The following is a 12,603-nucleotide window of genomic DNA, read 5'->3' as shown; positions in this document are numbered from 1 at the left end:
CCGGATCAGGCGACGGCGCGGATGACTCCGGTGATGATCAGCGTGATGAGCGTGGTCCAGCCGATGATCGCGACCGCCTGCCAGACGAGTATGCGGACCTTGCCGACGCCCGCGGCGGCGAGCATGGTCGCCGTGAAGTGGGTCGGCAGCAGCAGGGGACCGAGCAGGCTCACCCCTGGGACGCCGTAGCGCTCGAAGGCGCGCTGGAACTTCGCCGCCCGAGCCGCCTTGCGCTCGTTCTCGATCGGCACCTGCGCAGGCACGGGCTCCGCCGTCGCGACGGCCACGGCCCCCGCAGCATCCTTGGCCGCCGCCCGCGCACGATGGCGCGTCACCACGGCGTCGCGCGCACCCGCGCTCACGATTACGAGGATGGCGACGCAGAGGAAGTTGCCGATCACCGCGGCCACCGCAGCGACGAGCGGGTGGATGCCGCCGATGATGCCGATCGCGGCCGCCCCTTCTCCCTCGATGAAGGGCACCGCTCCGGCGAGCGCGACGATGACCGGCTGCAGCAGCTCCGGCACCTGCGCGACGAGATCCTGGAAGGTCTCCATGAGGTTCATTGCTTGCTCCTGTCGTGAGCCGCTGCGGTGTCTCCGCCCGGCATGACTCCAGTTCAGCCGGGGCCGGGGGATGCCGGAAGTGCCCTGCTGTCACCGGCTCGCATGCGCTCCGTCCGCCCGAGGGGTGACATCTGTCATGGGCCTATCGTGGAGCGCATGACGACCGACCCCGTGGGCCGCACGGATGCCGCGGCGCACCGCCTGCAGCGCGACCGCCGACTGGCCAGGAGCATCACCGCGACGTGGTGGTACACGGCGTCCGCAGTGATCTTCTTCGAACTCGCCGTCGTCTTCATCGCCGCCGTCGTCCTGCTCCAGGTCGACCATGCCGCCGCGCGCGTGTCCGTCGTCGGCTTCGGAGGACTCGTCTGGGTGGCGGCGACGGCCGTGCCGCTGATGAGGTACCGCCACAAGGAAGCGGCGTCGGAGGCGCGCAATTGGTGGGCCCAGCTCGACGTGATGCTCATCTTCGTCGCCTACGCCATCGCGGCCGGCCTCGCGAGCGGGCTGTGGGTGGTCGCCGGCTTCGCGATCCTGCAGCCGCTCGTGCTGCTGAACTGGCCTCGGGGTATCCGAAGCCGGGTGGTGATGCTGAGCACTGCGGTGCTGATCGCGCTGTGGATCGTCGACCAGCAGTCGTCGCTGCTTCCGGCCGACCTGCCTGAGCGGTCGAACTGGTGGCTGCTGGGTTTCTTCGCGATCCTGCTGCCCTTCATGAGCGTGTTGTCGCTGTGGTGGTGGGACGTGCTGGTCACCCTCGATCAGGCCCGCGCCGCGGAGGCGCGGCTCGCCGTCACCGAGGAGCGCCTGCGCATCGCCACCGACGTGCACGATCTGCAGGGCCACCATCTGCAGGTCATCGCGCTGCAGCTGGAGCTCGCCGAGCGCCTGATGGCGGATGACGCGGACGCGGGCATGGCGCAGCTCCGGCTGGCGAGGGAGAGCGTCGACGAGGCGCGGCAGGGCACCCGGGATCTGGCGACCCGGTTCAGGGCCGTCCCGCTCGGCGACGAAATCGCCAACGCAGTCGATCTGCTGCGCGCAGCGGGCGCGGGCGTCGAGGCGACGGTGGATGCCGTGGCCGATCGCGCTCCGGCATCCGTGCTGGGCCCGGTGATCCGCGAGACGACGACCAACGTGCTGCGGCACGGGGGAGGCCGACGCGCACGGCTCCTGCTGCGACGGAGCGAAGCGGGCTGGCGCTACGAGATCACGAACGACGTGGGCGATGCCGAGGGAGCGGGGGACGGCTCCGGCCTCGAGGGCATCGCACGCCGGGTGAAGGAGGCGGGCGGCTCCGTGGACGTGGTCCGCGAGGGCAACGAGTTCGCGGTGCGCGTCGTCGTCCCGGAGGAGACGCGATGATCCGGGTGCTGCTCGCCGACGATGAGGCGATGATCCGTTCGGCTCTGGCGGCCCTCCTCGGGCTGGAGAAGGACATCGAAGTCGTGGCGGAGTGCACCGACGGCGTCGAGGCCGTCGCCGTGGCGGAGCGGCTCGTGCCGGACGTCTGTCTGCTCGATCTGGAGATGCCAGGCCTGGACGGCGTCGAGGTCGCCGAGCGCCTCCGCCGGATCGTGCCGAGCCGCTGCATCGTGGTGACCAGGCATGCGCGACCCGGCGTGCTGCGGCGAGCGCTGGCCTCCGGCGTCGCCGGGTTCCTGCCGAAATCCCGCGGCGCGCATGAGGTCGCCGAGGTGATCAGGCGGGTCGCCGCGGGTGGGCGATACGTCGATCCGGAGGTCGCGGCGGATGCCCTCAGCGACGAACGCTGCCCGCTGACCGACCGAGAGCTGGATGTGCTGAGGGCGGGTCGCAGGGGAGAGACCACCGGCCAGATCGCCAGGGCGCTCTCCCTGGCGCCGGGGACGGTGCGCAACCACGTCTCCGCCGTGCTCAGCAAGCTCCACGTCGCCAGCCGGCAGCAGGCCGTGATCGTCGCGGAGGAGCGGGGCTGGATCTGACCGCCTGCGAGTTCGCCGCCGGTTGTGATCCGCGGCATCCCGGGTCGGTAGCCTAGGGCCATGAACGCACGTCGAGCACTGTCCCGTGGTTCCGCCCGTCGCCTCCTCGTCCCTGTCGCGCTCGCGACGACGGCCGCGCTGCTGCTCTCCGGCTGCACACCGGGCGATGACGGCGGCGCGAACGGCGGGGAGTCCGGGTTCATCGACGACGGCTGCACGCACATCACCGTCGCGACCTCGTCCGAGAAGGTCAACATGCTCGACGCGCTGGCGGCGGCGTTCAAGGAGTCGCCGGAGCACGAAGGGCTGGACGTCTGCGCGACCGTCCGCCCGATCAACGTCTCCTCGGGCAACGCCGCTCGCTACCTCACCAGCGGCGAGGACTGGCCGAGCGACGACACCGAGCTGTGGCCGACGCTGTGGTCTCCGGCATCCACCGTCTGGACGGACCGCGTGGCTGCCGCCGCCTCGCAGAACCTCGTCGGCGAGCCGGCGTCGTTCACGCGCACGCCCGTCGTGTTCGGGATGCCGCAGCCGATGGCCGAGGCCCTCGGCTGGCCGGACCAGCCGATCAGCATCACCGACCTCGAAGCGCTGTGCCAGAACCCCGAGGGGTGGGGGAGCGTCGGCAAGGACATCTGGGGCGCGTTCAAGATCTCCAAGACCAACCCGAACACGTCGACGACCGGGCTGTCCACGATCCTCATGCAGTCCTATGAGGCCTCGGGGAAGTCCGCGGATCTGACCTCCGCGGACGTCGAGGCGGCGGAGGAGTTCTCCCGCGTCTTCGAGGAGTGCGTGATCCACTACGGGGACACCACGGGCAACGTGCTGACCACGCTCTACGACGAGACGCAGAACGGTGCGAGCGGATCGTCCTACGTCTCCGCCGTCGCGCTGGAGGAGACCTCGCTGCTCAACTACAACCAGGGCAACCCCGACTCGCACACCGTGCAGCCGGGCGAGACGCTCACGCCGCCGAAGACGAAGCTCGTCGCCGTGTACCCCGAGGGCGGATCGCTCTGGAGCGACAACCCCGTCACCGTGCTCGGTGCCGACTGGATCACGGCGGAGCAGCGCACGGCGGGAGAGGCGTTCGCGGCCTTCCTGCAGACGAATGCCGCGCAGCGGATCCTCCCCGAGTACGGCTTCCGCCCGCTGGACGAGTCGGTCGACCTCGGTGAGCTGTTCACGGCCGAGTACGGCGTGGATCCCGCCCAGCCGGCGGTGACGCTCCCCAAGCCGGGCGTGGAGGTGATCTCGACCGCGATCGACCAGTGGACCCAGGTGCGAAAGCCCTCCTCCGTGCTGGAGCTCATCGACATCTCGGGGTCCATGGACGACCCGATCGGCGACGGCCGCTCGCGCCTGGACGGCGCCATCGAGGGCGCGCAGACGACGCTCGGCCACTTCCGCTCCACCGACGAGGTGGGCGTCTGGGCCTTCACGACAGGCGTGTCCTCCCAGGCGGGCGACGGCATCGAGGTGCTCCGCGACGTGACGGCCCTCGGCGCGGACGGCGAGAACCTCAACTCCTCGCTCGACGACCTCCGCTACGCCCAGCGCAATGGGACGCCGCTGTACGACGCGATCCTCACCGCCTACGAGGAGATGAGCGCACGGGCGGAACCAGGCCGCATCAACGCCATCGTCGTGCTCTCGGACGGCGAGGACACCGACTCGGTGACCTCGCTGGACTCGCTGATCGCGAAGATCGGCACCGCAGAGGGCGAGGGCGGCGGCGACGCGCAGGTGCGCATCTTCCCGATCGCCTACGGCGAGGGCGCCGACGGCTCGGCGCTGCAGCGCATCGCCGACGCCACCGGCGGTCAGCTGTTCGACGCCTCGGATGCCGAGCGCATCGATCTCGTCTTCGCCTCCGTCATCAACAACTTCTGAGGTGGGTGCCACCATGTCCGCGACATCGGGTTCGAGCTGGATCGATGAGGCGGTCGCCGGTCTGGAGAGCGCGGACGTCTACGTATCGCCCAAGGCGGGTGCGACCGGCGACCTCACCGAGGCGCTGACCGCCGCCCTGCCCGCAGACGGCTCGATCGCGGTCGTCGTGCTGCCGGAGGACGCGGATCTCGCCAACTCCTACGACCTGTATCTCGTGAACAGCATCGCGGCGGAGGCCGACCAGGACACCGTGATCCTCGCGATCGGCGACGACCTCATGGCCGCGACCGAAGTCGACGGTCTCGATGCGCTGCGGATCGCCAACGAGCACGATGCGGTGGCAGCCGGGAATCTGCAGCAGGGCCTCACCGAGACCGTCGCGCAGATCATCGAGGAGACCCCGTCGTCCCCTGGCGCGGGCGGGGGCGAGGGCTTCGGGATGCTCCCGTTCGTGATCGGCGGCGTCGTCGTGGTCGCCGGCGCGGTCACGGCGGCCGGCCTGCTGGCACGGCGTCGCCGGCGCCCGGCGCCGGTGGTCGAGGGAGGGATGCCGGACAGCATCCGCTCCCGGGTCCAGCGGCTGCGCGAGCTGCGCCCTGAGTACGCCGCGCTCGGGCAGCATCCGATCGCCGCCGAGACGACCGCGGGCATCGACGCGCTCGTCTCTCATGTGGAGCAGCTCTTCGCGCGGCTGAGCGCCAAGGCCGGCGAGGATCAGACCACGCTCGCCGAGGCGGAGTACGCCGACAAGCTCGCCCGGCTCGTCGCGGCCCTCGATCGCGACTACATGCTCGATCTGCTGACGCATCCCGAGCTCTGGGACGACCCCGACGAGCGGATCGGGGAGGTGCGCGAGGCCCTCACCGCGCTGAGCGGACAGATCCTCGACAACATCAAGCAGGTCAACGCCCGCAAGGCGCTGCTCTTCCAGGTCTCGCTGGACTCGCTCATCGGCCGCAGCGAGCTGCGCGACTGGGAGCGCGAGTTCAAGCGCAGCTCGGGGGAGTAGCCCCGAGCTGCGCGTGCGATCAGTCCCGCACGGAGAGCACCAGCTTGCCCGTCACGCGGCCCTGCTCGCCGAGCGCGTGCGCCTCTGCGGCATCCGCGAGGGGGAACGTCCTCTCCACGAGAGGGCGCAGAAGGCCGTCGTCCACGAGCTGCGCGATCGCCCGCATGCCGGCCTGGTCGTGCTCCACGAGCATCCCCGTCGCGCGCACGCCGAGCTCGGCCGCGCGTGCGGTCAGCTCGCCCAGCTGCGCCGGAAGGATCGTGACGAGGACGCCGCCCGGCCGCAGGGTGTCGAGCGTGCGCAGACGCTCCTCTCCGACGAAGGGGACGAGCGCGACATCGACGTCCCGCACCGAGGTCGCGACGTCCTGCGTGCGGTAGTCGATGACCTCGTCCGCCCCGAGGGAGCGCAGGATCTCGTGCTTGCCGGCGGATGCCGTGCCGATGACGTGCGCCCCGCGCGCCTTGGCGATCTGCACGGCGAAGTGTCCGACGCCGCCGGCCGCGGCGTGGATGAGCACGCGCTGCCCCGGCTGGACGTCCGCGGTGTCGACGAGCGCCTGCCAGGCGGTGAGCGCCGCGAGCGGCACGGCGGCCGCCTCGACGTGCGAGAGCGTCGCGGGCTTTCGCACCAGGGCACGGGACGGGCTCGTCACGAACTCGGCGTGCGAGCCGTGACCTGCGGGGTAGGGAAGCATGCCGAAGACCTCGTCGCCGGGCTGGAGGAGGGTGACGCCTGGACCGACCTCGGCGACGACGCCCGAGACGTCCCACCCCAGGATGTAGGGGCGCTCTCCCGTGGGCTGCGCGCCCGCGCGGTGCTTCCAGTCGGTGGGATTGAGGCCCGCGGCGTGCACGGCGACGAGCACCTCGTTGCCGCCGGGGCGGGGCCGATCGGTCTCGATGAGCTCGAGGACCTCGGGTCCTCCCGGGCCTCGCTGGCTGATCGCGTGCATGGTGTTCTCGGTCATGCATCCAGCGTCGCGCACAGGCGAGGTTCTCGCGAGTGGCGGGATCGACAGTGAGCGATAGAATCTCGCCATGTCCGCTCCGCGTCCCCATCGCGTCGTCGTCCTCGGCCTGGACGGCGCGTACCCCTTCGAGCTCGGGATCCCCGCTCGCGTCTTCGGCGCGGCCGACGGGCTGTACGAGGTCGCGGTCTGCTCCGCCGACGGCCTGCCGGTCCGCACGAACGCGGGTTTCGACGTCGTCCCCGCGCACGGCCCCGAGGCGCTGGCGACCGCGGACACCGTGATCATCGCGTCCTTCGATTCGGGGATGCTCTCGCGGGAGCTCGCCCCGTCGGTGCGCGATGCTCTCGCCGGCATCCGTCCCGGCGCCCGCGTAGCGTCGATATGCACGGGGAGCTTCGTGCTCGCGGCGGCGGGGATGCTCGATGGACGCACGGCGACGACGCACTGGGAGTGCACCGAGGTGTTCAAGGCCTGGTACCCGCACGTGCGACTCGATGAGGGAGTGCTGTTCGTCGATGGCGGCGACGTGCTGACCTCGGCGGGCGCGGCGTCCGGCATCGACCTGTGCCTGCACCTGATCCGCAGCGATCATGGCGCGGAGGCGGCCAACCGCGCCGCGCGACGCTGCGTGGTGGCGCCGCACCGCGAGGGTGGTCAGGCGCAATACATCGAGCGTCCGGTGCCCGTGGACCCCGCGGACTCCACCGCTGCGACGCGGGAGTGGATGCTCGACAGGCTCGGCGATCGCCTGACTCTGGCCACGATGGCGGCGCACGCGCGGATGAGCGAGCGCACCTTCCTCCGACGGTTCCGTTCGGAGACCGGAACCGCCCCCGGACAATGGCTGCTCGCCCAGCGCCTGACTCGCGCCAAGCGGATGCTGGAGGCGACGGACGCCACCGTCGACCGGATCGCCACGGAGGTGGGCTTCGCCACGGCCACGTCCCTGCGGCAACATCTGCGCGCCGAGCTGGGGGTGTCGCCGCAGGCCTATCGACGCACGTTCCGATCCGCGGCGGACGCCGCAGCCTGAGCGCCGTCAGACGACGGTCGTGCCGAACAGCGTGCCGACGAGATAGGTCGCGGCGAGCGCGAGCGCACCGCCGATCACGGTGCGCAGGATCGCGCGGCCACGGTTCGCTCCGCCGATCCAGGCCGCGATGTATCCGGTGACGGCGAGCGCGACGAGCACGGTGACGAAGGTCAGCGGGATGCGCAGCGAGAGCGGGGCGAGCAGGATCGTCGCCATCGGCAGGAGGGCTCCGAGCACGAAGGCGATCGCGGAGGCGAACGCCGCATGCCAGGGGCTCACGACGTCGTCCTGATCGATGTTGAGCTCGGCGGAGAGGTGGGCGGCGAGAGCATCCTCCGCCGTCAACTCGGTCGCCACCTGCACCGCGGTCTCACGGCTGAGGCCCTTCGCCTCGTAGAGTCCGACGAGCTCCGCGAACTCCTCCTCCGGCTCCTCGGCAAGCTCGCGCTTCTCCTTCGCGATGAGCGCCCGCTCGGAGTCGCTCTGGCTGGAGACCGACACGTACTCGCCCAGTGCCATCGAGATCGCGCCGCCGACGAGGGCCGCCGCACCCGCGATGAGCACCGGCCCCGCCTCCGCCGTCGCACCGGCCACACCCACGACGACCGCCGCCGTCGAGACGATGCCGTCGTTCGCACCGAGCACGCCGGCGCGCAGCCAGTTCAGACGCTGCGCGAGCCCCTGGCTGTGCGGTTCATCGGCGTGCGCTCCGGGGGCCGTCATGCTCGGAGTCTAGGGGAGCGCATCAGCGCGGCGACAGCACCGTCACGGTGGCGAGGTGGTCGCTGGCGCCGGCACGCTGCGTCGTCGCGGAGGTCACGGCGAAGCCCCGCTGGAAGACGTGATCGATCTTCACCAGAGGGAGCGCCGCGGGCCAGCTGAACCCGAGCGAGCCGTCGGTCGGGCGCACGAGGTCGAGTTGCGCACCGAGGGCGCGCAGCGCCGGATCGGTGGTGGCGGAGTTGAAATCGCCCAGCGCGATGATCAGGGGTGCCGCGTCGGCGGCGACGACGCGGGCGAGCTCGCCGAGCATCCCGTCGCGCGCGGACTGCGCGCCGGGGCGCACGGATGCGGCGTGCACGAGATAGAGGCGCACGTCACCGCCGGGCGCCTGCACGGTGACGCGGAGAGCGCGGTTCCACCCGAGTCCGAGACCGAGCGGCTCGCCGGAGGAGAGCGGATACCTGCTCCACACGCCCACCGTGCCGACGGCGTAGGAGTGCGGATAGGCCTCCGCGAGGGCCTGCCCCGCGGCATCCCGGCTCGCGGCGTCCAGCTCGGTGAGGGTGATGACGTCAGGGTCGTCGCCCCTCAGCTCATCCGCGGACGCCGCGCCTCCGCCGGACTGCGCGCGGACGTTCTGACTGACGATCGTCAGCGCCTCCGCCCCGGCTGGACCGGCGAACCCGGGGAGCGCGGGTGCCATCGCGACGAGCGCGAGGACGACGGCGAGCAGAGTCGCGATCGTGGCGCGCGGCAGGACGAGCGCGGTCACGAGGGCGAGGAGGAGCACGATCACCGCGAGCAGGGGCAGGACCACCGAGATCGCGGTGCCGAGCGGACCGGGCACCCAGCCGAGCGCGATGACGAGCGCGCCGAGGATGCTGAGGGCCACGAGCACGCGTGCGGCTCGCCGACGAGCCGGCGAGATGGGGCGACGGGTCACTGCCAGGGCTGCCAATGGTGATCGGCCGCCGCGGCGTGCACGGCATCGAGCGTGCCGCGGGCATCGCGCAGCACATCGGCAGGGAGATCTTCGGCGCGGGACCGCCCGCTGATCTCGGTCGAGCCGTCCAGCGCACGGAGCGTGTACGAGACCGTCTGCCCCATGCCCTTCGTGAATCCGTGGCCGCGGTCGTAGCTCCACTTGGCGCGCCGCGGCTCACTGACCTCCTCGGAGAAGCCGCCGCCCACGATCGCGAACACCTGCCATTCGAGCTCATCCGCCGCCTCGTTCCAGCGCTCGTCGCAGGCATTGCATCCGCAGGAGGGGTACGCCGCCGAGTAGAGGGCCCCGGCGTACAGGCGGACTCCGGGAAACGCGGTCAGGATGATCACCAGGGATGCGGATGTCGCGTTCCGCGGAGTCAATCTCACCGCACGCACGACGTCCTCGGATGCCGGAGCGTGCTGCAGCCCGGCCATGACGTGCAGACCCTCCTCGACCTCCACGTCGTAGCGGGCGGCGAGGAAGGCGATCAGCGCCTCCCCGATCGTGTGCAGCGGAGCGAACCGCTCGAGGTGCTCGTCGACCGAGTAGCTGTCCTCGGGAGGGGTGCCGCCCAGATGCGCCCACCGGTTGCCGAAGTCGATGACGGTGCCCGCCTCGTCGACGAACTCCCTCGGCTCGATCGGCGGGCGGATGTACTCGGTCATGCCTCTATTCTCGTGGTCGCTCGCGCCACGACACCGCGTGCGGCACGAACCTGGAGAACGAAAAAATCCTGAGCCGCGACCAGTTCATGAACTGTGTCGCGACTCAGGATCTGCGGTGCGCGAGGGGGGACTTGAACTGTTCCGTTCCCCCTCGCACATGAAATCGTGAATCGGCGTTCTGACGCATGATTCCGCCATTTCTGCGGAACCTGTCTGTGGGTAACTGCACCGCGATTCACGACCTGGCAGGGCCGGTAGCACATGAGTTAGCACATGAAACGCGCGTGTTCGCGAGGTCACGGCCTGGCCTCGTTGTCAGGAGCGCGGCCCATGATCGCGGCGGTACGCCCAGCCGCTCCGACACCGCGCGGTCGCGGCGCAGCACGTCTATCGCACTTGCTCGCGAGGACAGGTCGGCAAACCGATACGCCGCGTACTCCACGCAATCGGCCGCAAGCTCGGCATCCCAGCCTGCCGTCACGAACAGCCCCACGGCTTCTGAGAGGGCGGCGGTGACTCGTTTGTCATCGTCGCTCGGCTCATCGTCTTCATCGACAGCTGAGCCGGTAGCCAGAGCAGGATGGTACTCGTCAAGGCCCTCTCGTTCAGCGAACCGCACAGCGTCATGGAACCCGGCGATCCTGTTCGTGTGACGCACCCGGCTGGTCGACATCAACAGCCCAGCCGCTCGAATCTCAGCCTTGCAAGTGATCTGCACTGCGCGCGTGACAACCGCCCAAGGATTGCGAGCGGCGCGCGTGGATCGGGCGAGCATGACCTCGAACGCCGCCGAAGCGACCTCCCAGGCATCCATCTCGTACTTACGCGCCAACCGCCGATACCTGAACGCCGCGTACCGCATCAACTCCGCCGCCTCGCGGTCGGCACGCCATGAGCCAGGCCCGGCATCGTTCAGACGGTTCAACAGAGTACGCAGCCCCTCGGGAGTCTCGAAGCCGCGACCGACCGAGACAACTTGAACCCCAACGTCATCGTGGGCGGTGAGTGAGTTGTGCTCGGACATAGTGACGCCTCCCGTAAAGGAGGTGCGCCACCGGCACCCACAGCGGGGCGCACACCGGGGGCGGTCGCGCTTGTCGGCAAGCAAACGGCCCGCTCAGGCGTGGCGAGGTGGCGTGTCTGCGCTGCGCGACTTCTCAGAAGCCGCTCAGCGAATCAGCTCCCGACCGATATGAAAGCTTGGAACCGTGCCAATGGGTCTGCCTTACCGGAGGCGTGTCACAAAGAGCGAAGAAGGCCCGCCGTCACGGGCGTGATTCTGTGCGGTACGCCACAGCGTCGATCTCGATGTCGAACTCTCCGGCCCAGCTCGCGACCGGCACGAACACTCGGGTGGGTGCGATGTCGGGGAAGAAGCGGGCGTAGACCTCGTTGATGGTCTTATAGTGGCCGGAGTTTGCGGCGTAGATGCGCACGTTCACCACATCATCGAGGGTCGCGTCGGCCGCGGCGAGGCAGGCTGTCAGCGCGCGCATGCACGCGTCGGTTTGTGTGGCGATGTCCCCCCGGACAAGTTCTCCTGTCTCGGGGTCGTAGGGTGGCAGGCCGGAGACGTACACCGTGGGGCCAGCGGTGTTGACGAGCGTGAGCGGTACGCCGAGCTTGGCGAAGGCGTCGGTGAGGACGGGAACGGTGACGATAGTGCGCATGATCGGGCCTCAGTATCCTGCGACCGGTGTCGCGCTCGTGGTGCGGTCGATGGTTTCCATAATTTCGCGGATCGCATTGAGAGCGTCGTCTACATCCTGTGGGGTGAGGTCGAGGTAGAACACCGCCCGTACGCCGTCAGCGCCGGAGGGCAGCATCCACACGCCCCGCTCATGAAGCGCGTCCACGAACGCGGCAGAGGGCACCCCGTCGAGGCGGTAGCGGACGATGTTGGTCTCCACGGTCACGGGGTCGATGAGGATGCCGTCGATGCCCGCGAGCCCTGCCGTGAAGCGCTGCGCGATTTCGTGCGTGCGAGGCAACAGCTCGCGATGGTGGTGGAGGGCGTGAAGCGCTCCGGCGGCGATGACGCCTGCTTGCCGGAATCCGCCGCCGAGCCCTTGCTTGAAGCGGCGGGCGCGATCCATCAGCTCTTTCGGCCCGGCGAGGCAGGAGCCCACGGGCGCGCCGAGTGCTTTGGAGAAGCAGACGCTCACGGTGTCGAACGGGGCCGCGTAGTCGGCTTCGCTGATGCCGGTTGTCGCGGTCGCGTGCCACAGGCGCGCTCCGTCGAGGTGGGTCGCGAGGCCCAGGCTACGTCCGGCCTCCGCGACATCGGTGAGCTGATCGAGGGGCCAGATGGAGCCGCCGCCGTTGTTGTGCGTGTTCTCCGCGCACAGCAATGTCACCGGGGCCTGCACGGTCGAGGGGAAGAACGGGTGCGGTGCGCCGACGAACTCGCGCACCTGGGCGGCGGTGAAGCGGCCCCGGTCGCCGGGGAGCAGGCGAGGCAGCAGGCCGGAGACCGCGGACACGGTACCGCCTTCGAGGATGTAGACGTGCGCGGACTGTTCAAACAGGGCGGCATCGCCATGCTGGGTGTGTGCGCGGATGCCGACCTGGTTGGTCATCGTGCCGGTCGGCATGTACACGGCGTCTTCTTTGCCGAGCAGCCGCGCGGTCTCGGCTTCGAGTTCTTTGACGGTGGGATCGTCGCCATACACATCGTCACCGACAACGGCTGTGGCGATGGCTTCGCGCATCGCGTCGGTCGGGCGCGAACAGGTATCGGAACGCAGGTCGATCATGGGGGTCTCCTTCGATCAATCGTTGAT

Annotated in this window: 13 protein-coding genes; 5 read left to right on the top strand and 8 right to left on the bottom strand. The window is 70.0% G+C overall.

All coding sequences use genetic code 11. The annotated features are described in order from the left end of the window. Positions 1-5 precede the first annotated feature (5 nt). On the bottom strand, positions 6-566 hold the full coding sequence (locus ACWGJP_RS06275) for a small multidrug efflux protein (protein WP_452328891.1): 561 nt from the start codon (positions 564-566) through the stop codon (positions 6-8). A 156-nt stretch (positions 567-722) separates the two neighbouring features. Here ACWGJP_RS06275 and ACWGJP_RS06270 point away from each other — a divergent pair, with 156 nt between their 5' ends. The 4 genes from ACWGJP_RS06270 to ACWGJP_RS06255 are packed head-to-tail and all read left to right on the top strand — an operon-like array spanning position 723 to position 5,438. Then, positions 723-1,931 carry a sensor histidine kinase gene (locus ACWGJP_RS06270; protein WP_452328890.1) on the top strand — a complete coding sequence of 403 codons (1,209 nt, stop codon included), beginning with the start codon at positions 723-725 and terminating at the stop codon, positions 1,929-1,931. After that, positions 1,928-2,530, top strand: a complete 603-nt coding sequence (locus tag ACWGJP_RS06265) for a response regulator transcription factor (RefSeq protein WP_452328889.1) — start codon at positions 1,928-1,930, stop codon at positions 2,528-2,530. The genes ACWGJP_RS06270 and ACWGJP_RS06265 overlap by 4 nt, the downstream gene beginning before the upstream one ends. Positions 2,531-2,590: 60 nt before the next feature. Further along, on the top strand, positions 2,591-4,429 hold the full coding sequence (locus tag ACWGJP_RS06260) for a substrate-binding and vWA domain-containing protein (protein ID WP_452328888.1): 1,839 nt from the start codon (positions 2,591-2,593) through the stop codon (positions 4,427-4,429). 13 nt (positions 4,430-4,442) lie between these two features. Continuing rightward, positions 4,443-5,438 (top strand): hypothetical protein, encoded by a 996-nt coding sequence (locus ACWGJP_RS06255; RefSeq protein WP_452328887.1) that lies wholly within the window; start codon positions 4,443-4,445, stop codon positions 5,436-5,438. Between the two features lie 19 nt (positions 5,439-5,457). Here ACWGJP_RS06255 and ACWGJP_RS06250 read toward each other — a convergent pair whose 3' ends face one another. Further along, complete coding sequence (locus ACWGJP_RS06250) at positions 5,458-6,408, bottom strand: NADP-dependent oxidoreductase (RefSeq protein WP_452328886.1); 951 nt, start codon at positions 6,406-6,408, stop codon at positions 5,458-5,460. A 70-nt stretch (positions 6,409-6,478) separates the two neighbouring features. Between ACWGJP_RS06250 and ACWGJP_RS06245 the strand changes: the two genes are divergently transcribed. Continuing rightward, positions 6,479-7,444 (top strand): GlxA family transcriptional regulator, encoded by a 966-nt coding sequence (locus ACWGJP_RS06245; RefSeq protein WP_452328885.1) that lies wholly within the window; start codon positions 6,479-6,481, stop codon positions 7,442-7,444. Positions 7,445-7,450: 6 nt separating this feature from the next. Here the strand turns inward: ACWGJP_RS06245 and ACWGJP_RS06240 are convergent, their stop codons facing one another. The 6 genes from ACWGJP_RS06240 to ACWGJP_RS06215 form a co-directional block, all read right to left on the bottom strand. After that, the gene (locus ACWGJP_RS06240) at positions 7,451-8,167 is read right to left on the bottom strand and encodes a VIT1/CCC1 transporter family protein (protein ID WP_452328884.1); all 717 of its coding nucleotides are present in this window, start codon (positions 8,165-8,167) and stop codon (positions 7,451-7,453) included. 22 nt (positions 8,168-8,189) lie between these two features. Next, positions 8,190-9,110, bottom strand: a complete 921-nt coding sequence (locus ACWGJP_RS06235) for an endonuclease/exonuclease/phosphatase family protein (RefSeq protein ID WP_452328883.1) — start codon at positions 9,108-9,110, stop codon at positions 8,190-8,192. After that, positions 9,107-9,820: a DUF6226 family protein gene (locus tag ACWGJP_RS06230; protein WP_452328882.1), complete on the bottom strand. Its 714-nt coding sequence runs from the start codon at positions 9,818-9,820 to the stop codon at positions 9,107-9,109. The genes ACWGJP_RS06235 and ACWGJP_RS06230 overlap by 4 nt, the downstream gene beginning before the upstream one ends. Before the next feature lie 235 nt (positions 9,821-10,055). After that, complete coding sequence (locus ACWGJP_RS06225) at positions 10,056-10,844, bottom strand: exopolyphosphatase (RefSeq protein WP_452328881.1); 789 nt, start codon at positions 10,842-10,844, stop codon at positions 10,056-10,058. A 241-nt stretch (positions 10,845-11,085) separates the two neighbouring features. Further along, a complete protein-coding gene (locus tag ACWGJP_RS06220) occupies positions 11,086-11,490 on the bottom strand; it encodes a RidA family protein (RefSeq protein WP_452328880.1) in 405 nt (134 codons plus the stop codon). A 9-nt stretch (positions 11,491-11,499) separates the two neighbouring features. Then, the gene (locus ACWGJP_RS06215) at positions 11,500-12,576 is read right to left on the bottom strand and encodes a threonine aldolase family protein (protein WP_452328879.1); all 1,077 of its coding nucleotides are present in this window, start codon (positions 12,574-12,576) and stop codon (positions 11,500-11,502) included. Positions 12,577-12,603: the final 27 nt, after the last annotated feature.

Source organism: Microbacterium sp. NPDC055903 (assembly GCF_053615555.1).
This window is presented reverse-complemented; position numbering and strand designations above follow the sequence as displayed.